Genomic DNA, 16,266 nt, shown 5'->3' on the forward strand with positions numbered 1-16,266 from the left:
CTGGGTAGCATGGGGCAAGTGCGATTTTTGAATACCCCCACGACCGACCTGACGTACAACGATGTCTTTCTCGTTCCCTCGCGCTCCGAGGTCTCGTCCCGCTTCGATGCCGATCTCGGGACACAGGACGGGACCGGCACCACGGTCCCCCTCGTGGCCGCGAACATGACCGCCGTCTCCGGCGCCAGAATGATGGAAACTCTGGCCCGCCGCGGCGGTCTGGCCATCCTGCCCCAGGACGTTCCCGCCGACGCGGCGCAACGCATCATTGAGGAAGTCAAGGGTGCCGACCCTCTGCTCGAGTCGGCCGTGATCGTCTCACCGGACACATCGATCGATCATGCGCTGCGTCGTCTGGGCGACCGGCGCTTCGACGAGGCCGTCGTCGTCGACGAGGACGGTCGCCCCGTCGGCATCCTCCGGCGGGACGAGAGCCAGAACGAGGACCCGGCCGCCTCGGTGGCGTCGGTCATGCACCCGATTCCCCTTCTTCTCGATGCGTCCGATCTGGCTCCCGGCGCCGCATGGGGAAGCGCGGAGCGCAACGCGGCGCTGCGACAAGTATTCGCCGAATGCGAAGAGCTGGGCATCGAGTTGGCCGTCGTCGTGCGCGAGGGTCTCTACGCCGGTGTCATGTCGACCTCCGGTGCAGTTCGTGCCGCCACCTACCGGCCCGCCCTCGATGCCCGGGGCTCCCTGATCGTCGGCGCGGCCGTCGGGATCAACGGCGACGTCGCGACCAAAGCCGAAGGTCTCCTCCGGGCGGGCGCGGACGTGCTGGTGGTCGACACTGCCCACGGGCACCAGCAGAAGATGTTCGATGCCCTCGCCGCGGTGAAGTCTCTCGACCCCGAGGTGCCGATTGTGGCCGGAAACGTGGTCTCCGCGGACGGAACGCGGGACCTCATCGAGGCCGGAGCGGACATCGTCAAGGTCGGTGTGGGACCGGGGGCCATGTGCACGACCCGGATGATGACGGCCGTGGGGCGTCCGCAGTTCAGCGCGGTTCTCGAATGTGCGACCGCAGCGCGCGAGATGGGCAAACATGTGTGGGCCGACGGCGGGGTCAAGCATCCGCGCGACGTCGCCCTCGCGCTGGCCGCCGGCGCGAGCCAGGTCATGGTCGGCTCATGGCTCGCGGGAACCTTCGAGTCGCCGGGCGAACTGCACCGGGACGACGACGGCCGCCTCTACAAGGAGAGCTTCGGCATGGCCTCGACCAGGGCCGTCAAGCACCGGACCCGGGAGGAAGATCCGTTCACTCGTGCCCGGAAGGCCATGTTCGAGGAAGGGATCTCCAACTCGACGATGTACATCGATGCCGCGAGCCCCAGCGCAGAGGACATCGTCGACAAGATCACGGCGGGTCTGCGATCCTCCATGACCTACGCGGGGGCATCGGACCTGCAAGAGTTCCACGACCGCGCCGTCGTCGGAGTCCAGGCGGCATCCGGGTACGACGAAGGGCGTGCGCGCTCCCAGTCCTGGCTGGTCTGATCTTCGGGCGGCGCCCGAGACACCCGTCTCGGGCGCATCCCGGGCGACTCCAAGTGTCCCCGGAATGTTCGCTCGGATCGAAAACCCCGGACTCCCAGGTTCTTCCCATACCTTCGCGGGTTTCGTCGCGCTAGACTGAAACCCTTATGGACGACCCTTTCAGTTGCTCTTGCTCCGGGCCGCCTTCAGCGCGCCACCATCACCGCGGGATGGTGAATTGATTCCGTGGAATGGTTACTCATCCTCGCCGGTATCCTCCTGATCCTGGGAACCGGGTTCTTCGTCGCGGTCGAGTTCTCTCTCGTGGCGCTGGACCAGCCGACCGTCGTGCGGCACATCCAGGACGGCGACCGGCGAGCCGAACCACTGCTCCGTTGCCTCAAATCCTTGTCGACCCAGTTGTCGAGTTGCCAGCTGGGCATCACGATCACGACTCTGCTGACCGGCTACACGCTCGACGTCGGCATCCAGGGCCTCCTGCGCGAGACGGTCGATGGGTGGGGAATCCCCACCGGCATCGCCTCCGCCGTGACGCTGGTGGTCTCGATGCTCGTGGCGACCCTGCTCTCGATGGCGTTGGGCGAGTTGATCCCCAAGAACCTGTCGATCGCCGAGTCCTACAAGATCGGACGAGCGCTCGCGAGGTACCAGCTCGCCTTCACCGCCGTCATGAAGCCCTTCGTGGTGGTCATGAACGGGACGGCCAACAAGATCCTGCACCTCATGGGCCTGGAAGCGAAGGAAGAACTCTCCGGCGCACGGTCGCCCGAGGAGCTGTCCTCAATGGTCCGGCGATCCGCTGACCTGGGCACCCTGGATGCCGGAACCGCCAACTTCGTGGCGCGGACCCTGAACTTCTCCGAACACACCGCCTCGGACGTCATGACGGCGCGCCGGCAGGTCGTGATGCTCCCGACCACGGCCACGGTCAACGAGATCATCGACGAAGCCCGTCGGACGGGGCACTCCCGTTTTCCCCTGTACGAAGAGGACCAGGACGACGTCAAGGGCGTCGTCCACATCAAGCGCGCGGTGGGCGTTCCCAATGAGCGGAGGGACACGGTCCAGGCCGGGGCGCTCAAGGACGACGTCCTGCGCGTTCCCGAGACGATTCACCTCGACGCGTTGCTGCGCCAGCTGAGGGAATCGGCCCTGCAGGTCGCCGTCGTCCTGGACGAGTACGGCGGTACCGCGGGGATCACGACGCTCGAGGACCTCGTCGAAGAGATCGTCGGCGAGGTCGCGGACGAGCACGACAGGGCAGTTCCCGGAGTGCTCGAGACCGCCGACGGCCGCTGGCATTTCCCCGGCCTCCTGCGCCCCGACGAGGTGACCGAGAAGGTGACCCCGTTGGACGTTGATGACGATCCGGCCTTCGAGACGATGGGCGGATTCATGATGGACCGGCTCGGACGGATCCCCGAGGTGGGTGACACCGTGCCGATCGAGACCGGAATCCTCGAGGTCGAGCGGATGGACCACCGACGCGTCGACAGGATCCTGTTCACGCCGTCCGCCCACGACGCCGACGAGACCATCAAGGAAGATCTCGGGCCGCGTCGGGCCGTGGACGGCGCAGACCGCTTGCCCGCAACGAACGGGGGCTCACGATGAACGACTGGGTTTCTCTGGCTCTGCTCGTGGTCCTGCTCGCAGGCAACGCATTCTTCGTCGGCGGCGAATTCGCCATCATGTCCGCCCGGCGGTCGCAGATCGAGCCGCTGGCCGAGAACGGCAACAAGCGTGCACAGACCGCGCTGAGAGCGATGGAGCACGTGTCCCTCATGCTGGCGTGCTGCCAGCTCGGTATTACGGTCTGTTCCCTGCTGATCCTGAACGTGGCCGAACCGGCGGTCCACCACCTCGTGGCCCTGCCTCTGACGCACCTCGGGGTCCCGACCTCGGCGGCGGACGGTATCGGGTTCCTTCTGGCGCTCCTGGTGGTCACGTTCCTGCACGTGATCTTCGGCGAGATGGTTCCGAAGAATATCTCGGTATCGGTGGCCGACAAGGCCGCGTTGTTCCTTGCCCCTCCGCTGGTGATGATCTCGCACGCGGTCAAGCCGGTCATCGTTTTCCTGAACTGGCTGGCCAACGGCGCACTCAGACTCATGAAGATCGAGCCCAAGGACGAGGTCTCCTCGACCTTCACGCTCGAGGAGTTGCAGACCATCGTCGAAGAGTCCACCGCCGAGGGCCTCGTCACCGACGCCGACGGGATGCTCTCGGGCGCCCTGGAATTCTCGGAGAAGAGCGTCGGAGACGTCATGGTTCCGGTGGACCGGCTGGTGACCCTGCCGTCCGACTGCTCCCCGCACGACTTGGAGAAGGCCGTGGGCCGAACCGGGTTCTCGCGGTTCGTGCTCCGGTCCGAGGACGGCAGCTACTTGGGTTACCTGCACGTCAAGGACGTCCTCTCGATCCCGGACGAAAGGTACCGACGGCCCACTCCGCTGACCCGCGTCCGATCACTCATCAACCTCCGCCCGGACACGACCGTCGAAGCCGCGCTCGGGTCGATGCAGCGCACCCACGGGCACGTGGCCCGAGTCATCGCGCGTGGGGGAGACACCATCGGGGTGCTGTTCCTGGAAGACGTCCTGGAAGAGCTGATCGGAGAGATCAAGGACTCGACGCAGGCCATGGATCACCGACGGACGGGCACGCCGTACCGGGAGGAGACCCAGCCCGTCACGGTTTCGGAGGCACCTCGGCCCCGCCGCGGGCGAGGCCGGGGGACCGGGGACAACGGGTCCACCGCCGCTGCGACCAAGAGGCCGCGACCACCGAAGAACACATAAGTCCGCGCTAAATTGTGAACGATTCGCATCTGAGTAGACTTCTTGCAGATGCGATTCGTTCGCTTAACGAACTTCTAGATCAAGGAGACATACATGCGCGGAACGGGCTGGATGAAGACGGTTGCGGTCGCGGCGGCTTGCGGGATCGCACTGAGCGGATGCTCGAGCGCGAACTCGGACACGAAGAAGGACGACGACAAACTCACCGTGGTGACGTCCACGAACGTCTACTCCGACATCGTCAAGTCGGTCGCGGGTGACGACGTCGACGTCAAACCCGTGATCGACTCGACCAGCCAGGACCCGCACTCCTACGAAGCAACCTCGCAGGACCGCCTGAAGGTCAAGGACGCGGACCTGATCGTCGAGAACGGCGGCGGATACGACGCCTTCATGGACGACATCAGCAAGGATTCGAAGGCGACGAAGATCGACGCGGTCAAGCTGTCCGGCCTGCCCGGTGCGGAGGACGCCGCCGAGCACCATCACCACGACCACGACGAGGACTCGGCCTCCGAGGAACACCACGACCACGATCACGGGTCCTTCAACGAACATGTCTGGTACAACCCCGAGGTCATGGCCAAGGTCAGCCACAAGGTCGCCGAGGAGCTGGGCAGCCTCGACAAGGACCACAAGGATGACTACACCCAGCGCGGAGACCACTTGGCCGACGAGATCGACAAGGTCAAGGACCGGGCCGCAGGGCTCAATGGAGAAGACCGCGAGTACCTGGCCACCGAACCCGTCCCCGGATATCTCTTGGGGGATGCCGGGCTGAAGGATGCCACCTCGAACGACTTCTACGAAGCCATCGAGGGAGACACGGATGCTCCGGCGTCGGTCATCAAGTCCATGAAGGACCAGCTGGCCTCCGGCAACATTGCGATGCTGGGCTTCAACTCGCAGACCGAGTCCTCTCAGACCAAGGACATCAAGACCTACGCCGAGGAACAGGACGTTCCGACCGTCTCCTTCACCGAGACCTTGCCCGATGGCGAGAACTACGTCGACTGGATGAACAAGAACCTCGACAACGTGTCCAAGGCTCTGGAGAAGAAGAACTAGGACAACCATTCACGACGCACGGTGACGCCGTCCCGGACCGGGGCGGCGTCACCGTGTGCCGTTCCCCACCCCGACTCGTCAAGGAGTATTCACCGTGTCCGAACACCGCACGCCGAGCGTCGAGCTCGAGGCGGCCGCCCTGTCCTTCGGGGACCGGACGCTGTGGAAGGATCTGACCCTGGAGATCGACCAGGGGGAGTACTTCGCCGTGCTCGGGCCCAACGGCTCCGGCAAGTCGACATTCCTCAAAACACTTCTCGGGCTGCTGCCTCTCTCCGAGGGATCCGTCCGCGTGCTGGGAGACGGTGTCCGGCGGGGAAATCCCCGCATCGGATACGTGCCGCAACAACGTGCCTTCGGGCCGGACACTCCCCTCCGGGCCCGAGACCTGGTGGGACTGGGGCTGGATGGCCACCGTTGGGGCCCCGGGTTCCCGTCCCGACGCCGCAGGGCCCGCGTCGACGAACTGCTCGAGCGCGTCGGCGCGACCGAATACGCCGCGGTCCCGGTCGGCCTCCTCTCCGGTGGCGAACAACAACGACTGCGGGTGGCCCAGGCGCTGGCCTCCAGGCCCAGACTCCTGCTCTGTGACGAAGCCTTGCTGTCCCTCGACCTGCGACACCAGAGCGCGGTCAGCCAACTGATCGAGGAGTACCGTCGCGAGTCCGGGGCGACGGTCGTCTTCGTGACCCACGAGATCAACCCCATCATCGACGACGTCGACCGGGTGCTGTACCTGGCCAATGGGCGCTTCACGGTGGGAAGCGTCGAGGACGTCATGACCACCGAGACCCTGAGTCGGGTCTACGGGGCTCCGGTTCAGGTCTTGCGAGTCGACGGGCGCTACGTCGTCGTCGGGTCGCAAGCCGCGTCCGAAGCGCCGGGAAACGACTGCCATGCCCACGACGTCGGAGGGGAAGCCTGATGCCGATCGATACCATCGCCCCCAGCGCGCTCGCCGCAGGAGACTTCCTGGGGCGCATCTTCGTCTTCGACGACTACGGCGCACTGTTCTCCCTGCTCAGCCAGTCCATCGTGGCGGGCGCCGTGCTCGCCCTCATCGGTGGTTTCATCGGAACCTTCGTGATGATGCGCGAAGGGTCCTTTGCGGTGCACGGCATCGCGGAGCTCTCCTTCGCGGGAGCCGCGCTGTTCCTTTTCGTCGGTTTGGACGTGATCACCGGTTCACTCGTCGGATCGATCGCGGCGGCGGCCATCATCGGAATCCTGGGAGCGAGAGCGAGCCACAACAGCTCGTTCATCGGGGTGCTGATGCCGTTCGGACTGGGCCTCGGGATCCTGTTCCTGTCCCTGTACCAAGGACGGTCCGCGAACAAGTTCTCGTTGCTCACCGGGCAGATCGTTTCCGTGGACGCGGCCCAGGTCTCCGAGATGGTGATCGGAGCAGTCGTCGTGATCGGCGGACTGCTCGCGGTTTGGAGGCCGCTGACCTTCGCGAGCCTCGACCCGGACGTCGCCACCGCCAAGGGTGTCCCGCTCCGGGGACTGTCCATGGTCTTCATGCTTCTGCTGGGCGTCTCGGTGGCCCTCTCGGTCCAGGTCGTCGGTTCCTTGCTGGTCCTGGCGCTGCTGATCACCCCGGCGGCCGCCGCGATCCAACTGACCGCGTCACCGGTCAAGGCGGTCGTACTGTCCGTCGTGTTCGCCGAATTGTCCACGGTGGGCGGGATCATGCTCGCGCTCGCGGGGTCACTGCCGATCAGTCCCTACGTGACCACGATTTCGTTCCTGATCTACATCGTGTGCCGGGTCATCGCCATGATGCGGCGTCGCCTGACCGGCTCGGGCAGGATCTCGGCTCAGGAGAATCAGGAGGAGCCGGCAACCTCGCGGGTGCACTGAGCGCACAAGCCCGTCAGCTCGATGGTGTGGGCGATCTGGGTGTAGCCGGATGCGGCTCCCACCTGTTCCGCCCAGCGCTCGACGACGTCGGCCTCGATGTCCTCGGCCGCGCCACAGCGCCTGCACAGCAAGTGGTGATGGTGATCGTCGGCCGAGCACTTGCGGTACAGGGCCTGGCCGTCGTCGCCCTGCACCACGTCCACGTCTCCGGTGTCCTCGAGGGACTGGAGAATTCGATAGACCGTCGCCAAGGAGACCCGTCCGCCCCGGTCGGCGACGATGCGGTGGAAGTCCTGCGCCGAATGGAAGTCTTCCAGGGTGTCGAGGGCCTCCACCACGGTCCTGCGCTGACGCGTATTCCGGTGCTCCTGGCTGGAGCGCGCGTCGGTGGACCTCTCCCGTCCCTCGTGCGCGGGTCGTTGCGCCGCCATGCTAGTCCCTCTTTCTGCCGGTTCCTGGAGCGGGCTCGTCCCAGCCCGGTCGGTTGCGGTTCACCGCCGCATCCCATTGTGCACATTCTAGGTGCGACGAGGTCGTCCATCGCGCAGGGCGTAACGGCTCCGACAAGCCCCTTCGCCGTGATGGCGCTGGCGAGATAGTCTGGGTGTCATGCGACTCACCAAGTTCACGCATTCGTGCGTACGCCTGGACAAGGACGGTTCCGTCCTGGTCCTCGACCCGGGCAATTTTTCGACCGCCGAGGAACTCAGGGAGGCGCTGGACGGCGTCGACCACATCCTCGTGACCCACGAGCACCCGGACCACTACGACGCCGACGTCGTCAACGAATTTCTCGACCACCATCCGGACGTCCAGGTCCATGCTCCCGGTTCGATCGCCGGCGACATCAAGAGTGCCGTATCGGCCCCCGATCGCGTGCACGAGGTGCGCGGCGAAGAATCCTTCGACCTTGCCCCGTTCTCGGTCCGGACCTTCGGCGGTCAGCACGCTCTGATCCACCCACTGGTTCCGATCGTCGAGAACATCGGTTTCATGATCGACGAAACCCTGTACCACCCGGGGGACAGCCTCATCGTTCCCGACGGCGTCCACGTGCGGAACCTCCTGGTGCCGATTCACGCTCCGTGGAACAAACTGCACGAAGTGGTGGATTTCGTGATCTCCGTCGGCGCCGACCATGCCTATCCCATCCACGACGGTCTCCTCGCGGAGGAGGGCCTCGCGATGCTGACCAACCATCTGAAGACTTTCGGCGGAAAGTACGGAACAACGTACGCGCGCCTGGACCCGTACGAGTCAGTCGACCTGGAGGAGACACCGTGAGCACCGTATTCACCAAAATCATTGAAGGCGATCTGCCCGGCCGTTTTGTCTGGAAGGACGACAAGGCCGTGGGCTTCCTTTCCATCGCGCCGTTGTCCATGGGTCATGTGCTCGTGGTGCCTCGCGATGAAATCGACCACTGGGTCGACCTTCCCCAAGACCTTGCCCTGCATCTGATGGCCGTGTGCCGGACCATTGGTCAGGCGATCAACGAGGTCTACGACCCGGTTCGCGTCGGACTCATGATTCAGGGCTTCGAGGTTCCCCACGCACATCTGCACGTCTGGCCGACCAACTCGATCGAAGAGTTCAGCTTCGATCAGGTGGACAACGATCCCGACCAGGACGCCATGGACGAGGCCGCCGCATCGATTCGTGACGCGCTCACCCGTGCGGGGCATTCCGAGGCAGAGGTCGGCTGACGGCCCAAGCCGGAGTCGACACCGAAGGGAGCGGTCGCAAGCGCCCGTCGGGCTGGCCCGACACCGTATTGACCAGCTGGTCGGATGGTCCGGGGGCTCCGATGTCACGACGATGGAACCATGAACGCATGTGCCGATGACATGAGCGAAGAATCCGCCTCCGCGACCGACCCGCGGTGGGGGGATGGAGCTGACCTCCAGGGCACGGTCCCGAGAACCCGGGGTGGTTCCTGGTTGCGCCGCTGGGGTCGCGCGAGCGTGTATCTGCTGGGCAGTTTTCCCGTGTCCCTTGTTTCCTTGATCGTGGTCGTCACGCTGCTGAGTGCGGGGGTCGGGTTGCTGCCGGTGTTCCTGCTCGGCGTGTTCCTGCTGTGGGGCGCGATCTATTACGGTCGAGGGGTCAGCTGGATCGAGAGGAGCCAGGTCGCGTGGCTCCGGGGCCGGCCACTGCGACGGCCCATCCCGCCGCGTCCCGGCCAGGGTCTGATCGACAGGTTCAAGGCCGACGCCGGCCACGGGCAGTCGTGGATGAATATTGCGTGGATACTGGTGGACTTCGTGGTCTCCACGGTGGTCTTCTGGGTGGTCTTCGCCTGGTGGTGCGTGGTCTTGGCCGGAATCGCCGGTCCGATCACCTTGATGATCCGGTCCGGGTCGGACAATCCGCTGAACTACGGGTCCCTGGCCGACCTGCTCTCCTGGTCGCAGACGGGAATTCCGTTCGTGTCCGATCACCCGTACCTGACCGAAGCGTTCGGTTACATGCTCCTGGCTCTCGTGTTCCTGGTGACCCTGCCGTGGCTGACCCTCGGGCTGGCCAGAATCCGCTCCGAACTGTCCTCGGCCATGTTGTGCTTGCCGGAATCCGCGCGTCACCGGGTCGCCGCGTTGCAAGGGTCCCGTGCCGCTGCCCGGCGGGCCGAAGGAGATGCCCTCCGTCGCCTCGAACGCGACATCCACGATGGACCGCAACAGCGACTGGTTCGACTCGGCATGGATATTTCCAGGGCCCAGCGTTTCGTGTCCACGGATCCGGAGAAGGCCGACCGCATTCTCCGGGAGGCCGGCGCACAGAACCAGGAAACACTCCAGGAGCTTCGTCAGTTGTCTCGAGGCATCGCGCCGGCCCTGCTGGTGGACCGGGGCCTCCGTGCCGCGGTCAGCGAATCCGTGGTCCGTTCCGGGGTTCCCGTGGCCCTCCGGTGGGATGCGGACGAAAACCTCCCGTCCCACGTGGAGATGCCCGCCTACTTCCTGATCTCCGAGGCTCTGGTGAACGTCAACAAGCACTCCGGTGCCTCGGAAGCCCTCGTGGCGGTTCGCCGGGAGGCCGACCGCCTCGTCGTCGAAGTGCGCGACGACGGCGTCGGGGGCGCCTCCGTGGCCAAGGGCCACGGCCTGGCCGGCCTGGAGGACCGTCTGCGCGGCGTCGACGGCGAGCTCAACATCGAATCCCCGGCCGGGGAAGGAACCCTCATCAGGGGAGTCATACCGTGCGAATAGTGATTGCCGACGACTCGGCGCTCTTGCGGCAAGGGCTCCGGCTCATTCTCGAGGACGACGGGCACGAGGTCATCGCCGATGTCGAGGACGGTCCCTCGATGAAGCGGGCCGCGCTCGAGCTGGACCCTGACCTGACGGTGTGCGACATCCGTATGCCGCCCTCCCACACGGACGAAGGGCTGCGCGCCAGCGTGGAGGTGCGCCGTGAACGCCCGAATGCCCCGATCCTGCTGCTGAGCCAGTACGTGGTTCTCGCCTACGCCGAGGACTTGGTCGCTTCGGGCACGGGATCCATCGGCTACGTGCTGAAGGATCGCGTCTCGGACATCGATGCCTTTCTGGACTCGTGCCGCCGGGTTGCCGACGGCGGGACGGTGCTCGATCCGCACGTGGTCCAGCAGCTCCTGCTCCGGGACAAGCACGGGGGCGACGCGCCGCTCGCCTCGCTGACGGCCCGTGAGACCGAGGTCCTCGGACTCATGGCCGAAGGGCACACCAACGCCGGGATCGCCGAGGCTCTCTTCATCGGCGAGGGCGGGGTCGAGAAACACTGCCAGAGAATATTCGCGAAGCTCGGGCTGACCGAGGCCGACGACGTCCACCGGCGGGTCACCGCGGTCCTGCGGTACCTCAAACGAGGCGGGGCCACCTGATGACCGGCCCCGGGCAACGACCGTGACGGCGTCTCAGGCGTGGGCGATCTGCTCGATCGCCTGCTTCTGCGCTTTTCGGATCCTCTGCGCGGAGACGGGCCGGGCCGTGCCGAGCTCCTGGGCGAAGTAGCTGACCCGGAGTTCCTCGATCATCCATCCGACATCCGCGAGCGGTGGGGGAACGACTCCGTCGACCGAATACTTCTCCGCAGCGGCGTCGTAGTCGTCCTCCAGGGCCTGGACTTCGAGCATCGACGTCGTGTCCTTGGAGAGGCGCTCGCCCATCTTCTCGATCCTCCGGCTCATCCCGTCGAGGTAGCGGGGCACGTGAACGAGCCGGTCGTACCCTGTGGCGGCCACGAACCCGGGATAGACCAGGCTCTCGAGTTGGGCCTTCATGTCGTTGACGTTGTTGATCACCGCCAACGACGCCGAGGTCTTGAGTTGTTTGCGCACCTGAGTGGCCGTCTTGAGGATGCGTGCGACGAGACTCGTGACCGCGAAGACCGTATCGATCAGTTCGGCGCGGACCTCATGGAACAGTGCCTCGAACTCGGTTCGGGTCTTCGGCGCGGTTGCGGGCGTGAGCTTGTCCAAGGCGGCGACCGTACAGTCCGCGATCAGCGATTCGACCGATCCGTGGGGATTCTGCGTGAAGACGATTTTCTCATCATTCTTCAGGTGGTCGGAGACGTACTTCTGCGGGGACGGCACGCGCAGCGAGAGCAACCGGATCGTGGCTTGTCTCTGGGACCGGTCCCGTTCGTCTTCGGAGGCCATGACCCGCACGGCGACGCTCCGGCCCTCGTCCACGAGACCGGGGTAGCCTTCGACCCGTTGCCCAGCAATGGTGCGGGTAATCCTGGGTGGAACATCCGTTTCCGGCCAGTCGTTCAAACCGGACACCTCCACGACTCCCGAGCCTTCGGCGGATCCCGATCCGGCTCGGTCGTTCCGCGAGGCCACGGCGGCTTCTGCCGACGTCCCGGAACCGGGTCCGCCCTTCGCGATGTCGGATGCGCCCTCGCCGGACCCCTGGCCCTGGGAGGCCACCCGGGCCAGTGCGTCCGGCGACGCACCCAGCGATGCGGCCAGCGCGGATCGGATCTGCGGGCGCAGATCCTCCTGGAGCGCCGTCAGGTCCTTCCCTTCGCCGAGAAGCTTGTTCCCGGCATCGCGCACCTGGAACGTCATGCGCAAGTGGTCGGGGACTGCATCCCAATTCCAGGACCCCGGAGGTATCACGTACCCCTTGAGGCGCCGGAGAACCAGCTCGAGGGAAGGCAGAAGCTCGTCGTGCAACGGCTCGAAGTCGGCGTCGAGAGCCTGGACGGCCTGTCTGGCGACGTCGGGCGCGGGTACGAAATTCTTCCGAGAAGCCTTGGGCAACGACTTGATCAGTGCGGTCACGAGTTCGTGGCGGAGCCCCGGAATCATCCACTCGAACGGCTCGGGCTGGATCTGGTTCAGGAAGACGATAGGAACCTGCACGAATACCCCGTCGGCCTCCGGCCTGGTTCCTGGGGCCGCCGGTGCGAACTCGTACGTGAGGTCCAGTCGCAACTGCGAATCCGAGGTCGGAAGGACCCAGGTCCTCGGGAACTGGGATTCGTCGTAATCCCGGGCTTCCTCGTCGATGAGGTTCTCGGGATCCAGGTCGAGCAGATGCTCGTTCTGTGGCCGAGTCTTCTTCCACCACCGATCGAAGTGGCGTTCCGAGACCACGTCCGCGGGGATGCGGGCGTCGTAGAAGTCGAAGATGACGTCGTCGTCCACCCGCAGATCACGACGCCGCAATCGGGCTTCGAGCTGGTCGATCTCGGCCAGCCGTTTCTGATTGCGGTGGAAGAACCGGTGCCTGGTCCGCCAGTCGCCCTCCACCAGGGCCTTGCGGATGAACAGCTCGCGGGACAGGACGGGGTCGATGCGCCAGTAGTTGACGGGCCGATCGGTCACGACCGGAACCCCGAAGAGCGTGGCCTTGTCGTAGGCCATGACCGAACCTCGCTTGGCCGACCAGTACGGTTCGGAGTACGTGTGCTTGAGCAGCGACCCGGCGGCTTCCTCGATCCAGCGCGGATCCACCGAGGCATTGACGCGGGCCCACAACTTGGACGTCTCGACGAGTTCGGCGGACACGATCCAGTCCGGATTCTTCTTGAACAAGGACGATCCGGGGAAGATGGAGAAGCGTGTTCCCCGCGCGCCCTGGTATTCGTGCCTGCGTTGGTCCTTCAATCCGATGTGGCTCAACAGGCCGGCCAAGAGGGACCGGTGGACGGCCTCCTCGGTTTCACCCACTCGAATGGTCCGACCGCGGGACACCTTGACCCCGGCCCGCGAGCCCAGGTTCCGCAACTGCTCGTAGAGGTCCTGCCACTCCCGAACCCGCAGGTAGTTGATGTACTCCCGCCGACACATCTTGCGGAACTGGGACGAAGAGAGCTCCGTCTGTTTCTCCTGGAGGTACTGCCACAACAACAGGTATCCGGAGAAATCGGAGGTCTCGTCCTTGAACCGTGCATGTCGTTCATCGGCTTGGGCCCGCTGTTCGGTCGGTCGCTCGCGCGGGTCCTGGATCGTCAGCGCGGCGGCCAGCACCATGACTTCCTTGGCAACGCCCAGTTCCTGAGCTGCAACGATCATGCGTCCGAGCCTCGGGTCCACGGGGAACGCCGAGAGCTTGCGCCCGACGGCGGTCAGGGGAGAGTCAGTCCTGGAACCGCGGGACCGTCCCTTCTTCTTGGTCCTCTCGGCCCGTTCCGCGTCCCGATCGGAGGAATCCTTGAGGGCGCCGAGCTCCCTCAGCACGTTGACGCCGTCGGAGATCGAACGCTTCGCCGGAGGCTGGACGAAGGGGAACCGTTCCATGTCTCCGGGGGAGCGGACGACGCCGATCGACATCGTGTGCAGGATGACCGACGCCAAGTTCGTGCGCAGTATCTCGGGGTCGGTGAACTCGGCCCGGGAGAGGAAATCCTCTTCCGAATAGAGCCGGATCGCGATGCCGTCCGACACGCGACCGCAACGGCCCGAGCGCTGATTCGCGCTGGCCTGCGAAATCCTCTCGATGGGCAACCGCTGGACCTTGGTCCGCACGGAGTAGCGAGAGATCCTGGCGGTCCCCGGATCGATCACGTACTTGATCCCCGGAACCGTCAACGAGGTCTCCGCGACGTTGGTGGCCAGCACGATCCGGGGCTTGCCGGACGGGCGGAAAACCTTGTGCTGCTCGGACATCGAGAGCCGTGCGAACAGCGGCAGGATCTCCGTCCCGGCCAGCGACCGGTGCTTCTTCGCGAGGTCCTCGAGGGCATCGGCCGCGTCCCGGATCTCGCGCTCGCCGGAGAAGAAGATCAGGATGTCCCCTGGATCCTCATTCTTGAGTTCCAGCACGGCATCGCAGATGGCGTCCAGGGGGTCCCTGTCCTCGGCGTCGAGATCATCGGAGTCGTCGTCGGACTGGGCCGAGCCCTCGAGCGGCCGGTAGCGGATCTCCACCGGATAGGTGCGACCCGAGACCTCGACGACCGGGGCCGCGTCCTCCGGCATCGGCTCGTCCTCCGTGTGCTCGGCAACGGGGTCGAAGCTCGGGGCGAAATGGCGAGCGAAACGGTCCGGGTCGATGGTCGCGGACGTGATGATGACCTTGAGATCGGGCCGCTGCGGCAGGATTCTCTTCAGATACCCCAGGATGAAGTCGATGTTCAGGGACCGCTCGTGCGCCTCGTCAATGATGATGGCGGAATACTTCTTCAGAAGGGGATCGTGAGGGATCTCCGCCAACAGAATGCCGTCGGTCATGAGCTTGATCGAGGTCTGTTCGCTGACTTCGGCGGTGAAACGGACCTGGTAACCGACCGTTTGCCCCAGATCCTCGCCCAATTCCTCGGCGATCCGTTCCGCCACGGATCTGGCCGCGAGCCGGCGGGGCTGGGTGTGCCCGACCATGCCGCCGGCGTCCAGGCCCAGATCGAGGCACATCTTCGGGATCTGCGTGGTCTTGCCGGAACCGGTCTCGCCGGCGATCACCACGACCTGATGGTCCCGAATGGCATTCATGATGTCTTCCCTGCGGGCCGAAACGGGCAGGGACTCGGGGTACGTGATGTGGCGGCGAACGGGGTCGGAATGCACGGGCTGGTCAGACATATCGCTCCCAGTTTACCGGGCGGAGCCCGAGGTGCGGTCGGCCCGGTCCGCACGAATATTCGGTCGGCCGGCGCTTGTGGGGCACCCCGAAAACTTCAGGACAGGTTGGCGGCGCTCCGTTCCTCGACCCAACGGACGATTCTGCGCAATCGCTCGTCGTCGTGGAAAATTCGTGCGTCCGAGTGCTCGGCGTCCGGGACGACCTCGAGCGACGTCGGCACTCCGCGGGCACGCAGGGCGCGGTGCGGAGTGCCGGACTGGATCCAGGGAACGCAGGAATCGTCGGCCCCGTGGACGTAGAACACCGGACGGTGACGCGGAGCCAGTTTCTGGTCCTTCGCGTAGTCGACGGGGTGCGCCCACGTCCACGCCTGCTCCGCCGCGCCGGAATCCGGGGCCGGATATCCGGACCCGAGCAGCCTGGCTTCGGCGCCGTCGTCGTCGGGATGATCCTTCGGGAAACCGCAGGCGATCCTGTCGTCGAATATGGTGCGCAGGTCGCTGACCCCGTAGAAGCTCACGGCGCCGGCGACGTCGCTCGAGGCGACATCGGCATCTGGGCCCTCGAGATAGGCGTTTCCGGAATCGGGAGTCGCCGCGAGCAGCTGGGCGAGATGGCCGCCGGCCGAGGCCCCGGAGAACATGATGCGCTGCGGATCGACGCCGAATTGTTCGGCGTGGGTGCGAAAGTAGCGCACCGCGGACTTGGCGTCGTGCAGCTGCGCGGGAAACAGCGCCCGATGGGACAGCCGGTAGTTGACCGACGCCACGAAATATCCGCTCGCCTGCAGGCGCTCGCGCCCCCTGTGCTGCCCGTTGACCGAGAAGAGCATCGAAGATTTGTCCCCGAACCGCCACGCGCCTCCGTGGAAATGAATCACCAGGGGCGCGGGCCCGGGGAGCGGAACAGTGGGGGAGTGAAGATCGAAGGAGCGGTCCTCTTCCTGCGCGGAAGTGTAGAAGCCGCTCATCATGGGTTCGTCTCCGCTCGGTCCGGCTCGGTACGAAACGACCCCGTTCCCG

The 16,266-nt window shown here is 65.4% G+C and carries 13 protein-coding genes; 10 read left to right on the forward strand and 3 right to left on the reverse strand.

The window, feature by feature from the left end:
- Positions 1–18 precede the first annotated feature (18 nt).
- The 6 genes from ACTSLZ_RS06740 to ACTSLZ_RS06765 all read left to right on the forward strand — a co-directional run bounded on the left by ACTSLZ_RS06740 (position 19) and on the right by ACTSLZ_RS06765 (position 7,229).
- Positions 19–1,497 carry a GuaB1 family IMP dehydrogenase-related protein gene (locus ACTSLZ_RS06740; RefSeq protein ID WP_443094531.1) on the forward strand — a complete coding sequence of 493 codons (1,479 nt, stop codon included), beginning with the start codon at positions 19–21 and terminating at the stop codon, positions 1,495–1,497.
- A 225-nt stretch (positions 1,498–1,722) separates the two neighbouring features.
- Positions 1,723–3,111 (forward strand): hemolysin family protein, encoded by a 1,389-nt coding sequence (locus ACTSLZ_RS06745; RefSeq protein ID WP_443094532.1) that lies wholly within the window; start codon positions 1,723–1,725, stop codon positions 3,109–3,111.
- Entirely contained in the window at positions 3,108–4,298 is a 1,191-nt protein-coding gene (locus ACTSLZ_RS06750; RefSeq protein ID WP_178979660.1) for a hemolysin family protein, read from the forward strand. Before ACTSLZ_RS06745 ends, ACTSLZ_RS06750 begins: the two co-directional genes overlap by 4 nt.
- 93 nt (positions 4,299–4,391) lie before the next feature.
- Entirely contained in the window at positions 4,392–5,366 is a 975-nt protein-coding gene (locus ACTSLZ_RS06755) for a metal ABC transporter solute-binding protein, Zn/Mn family (RefSeq protein WP_443094533.1), read from the forward strand.
- Between the two features lie 94 nt (positions 5,367–5,460).
- Positions 5,461–6,291 (forward strand): metal ABC transporter ATP-binding protein, encoded by an 831-nt coding sequence (locus ACTSLZ_RS06760; RefSeq protein ID WP_443094534.1) that lies wholly within the window; start codon positions 5,461–5,463, stop codon positions 6,289–6,291.
- Positions 6,291–7,229: a metal ABC transporter permease gene (locus ACTSLZ_RS06765; RefSeq protein WP_443094535.1), complete on the forward strand. Its 939-nt coding sequence runs from the start codon at positions 6,291–6,293 to the stop codon at positions 7,227–7,229. Before ACTSLZ_RS06760 ends, ACTSLZ_RS06765 begins: the two co-directional genes overlap by 1 nt.
- Here ACTSLZ_RS06765 and ACTSLZ_RS06770 read toward each other — a convergent pair.
- Complete coding sequence (locus tag ACTSLZ_RS06770) at positions 7,196–7,660, reverse strand: Fur family transcriptional regulator (RefSeq protein WP_397554881.1); 465 nt, start codon at positions 7,658–7,660, stop codon at positions 7,196–7,198. The genes ACTSLZ_RS06765 and ACTSLZ_RS06770 overlap by 34 nt on opposite strands.
- Before the next feature lie 178 nt (positions 7,661–7,838).
- Here ACTSLZ_RS06770 and ACTSLZ_RS06775 point away from each other — a divergent pair, with 178 nt between their 5' ends.
- The 4 genes from ACTSLZ_RS06775 to ACTSLZ_RS06790 all read left to right on the forward strand — a co-directional run bounded on the left by ACTSLZ_RS06775 (position 7,839) and on the right by ACTSLZ_RS06790 (position 11,091).
- Positions 7,839–8,513 (forward strand): MBL fold metallo-hydrolase, encoded by a 675-nt coding sequence (locus ACTSLZ_RS06775; RefSeq protein WP_443094536.1) that lies wholly within the window; start codon positions 7,839–7,841, stop codon positions 8,511–8,513.
- Entirely contained in the window at positions 8,510–8,935 is a 426-nt protein-coding gene (locus tag ACTSLZ_RS06780) for an HIT family protein (protein WP_443094537.1), read from the forward strand. The genes ACTSLZ_RS06775 and ACTSLZ_RS06780 overlap by 4 nt, the downstream gene beginning before the upstream one ends.
- A 141-nt stretch (positions 8,936–9,076) precedes the next feature.
- Complete coding sequence (locus ACTSLZ_RS06785; RefSeq protein ID WP_443094538.1) at positions 9,077–10,438, forward strand: sensor histidine kinase; 1,362 nt, start codon at positions 9,077–9,079, stop codon at positions 10,436–10,438.
- The gene (locus ACTSLZ_RS06790; RefSeq protein WP_436594255.1) at positions 10,429–11,091 is read left to right on the forward strand and encodes a response regulator; all 663 of its coding nucleotides are present in this window, start codon (positions 10,429–10,431) and stop codon (positions 11,089–11,091) included. The genes ACTSLZ_RS06785 and ACTSLZ_RS06790 overlap by 10 nt, the downstream gene beginning before the upstream one ends.
- A gap of 33 nt (positions 11,092–11,124) precedes the next feature.
- Here the strand turns inward: ACTSLZ_RS06790 and hrpA are convergent, their stop codons facing one another.
- Together hrpA and ACTSLZ_RS06800 are read right to left on the reverse strand one after the other, a co-directional pair.
- Positions 11,125–15,243 carry an ATP-dependent RNA helicase HrpA gene (gene hrpA, locus ACTSLZ_RS06795; RefSeq protein ID WP_443094539.1) on the reverse strand — a complete coding sequence of 1,373 codons (4,119 nt, stop codon included), beginning with the start codon at positions 15,241–15,243 and terminating at the stop codon, positions 11,125–11,127.
- 95 nt (positions 15,244–15,338) lie between these two features.
- Positions 15,339–16,217, reverse strand: a complete 879-nt coding sequence (locus tag ACTSLZ_RS06800; RefSeq protein ID WP_443094540.1) for an alpha/beta hydrolase fold domain-containing protein — start codon at positions 16,215–16,217, stop codon at positions 15,339–15,341.
- Positions 16,218–16,266 lie beyond the last annotated feature (49 nt).

This window comes from Rothia koreensis, assembly GCF_052232265.1.
GTDB classification, from domain to species: Bacteria; Actinomycetota; Actinomycetes; order Actinomycetales; family Micrococcaceae; genus Rothia; species Rothia koreensis.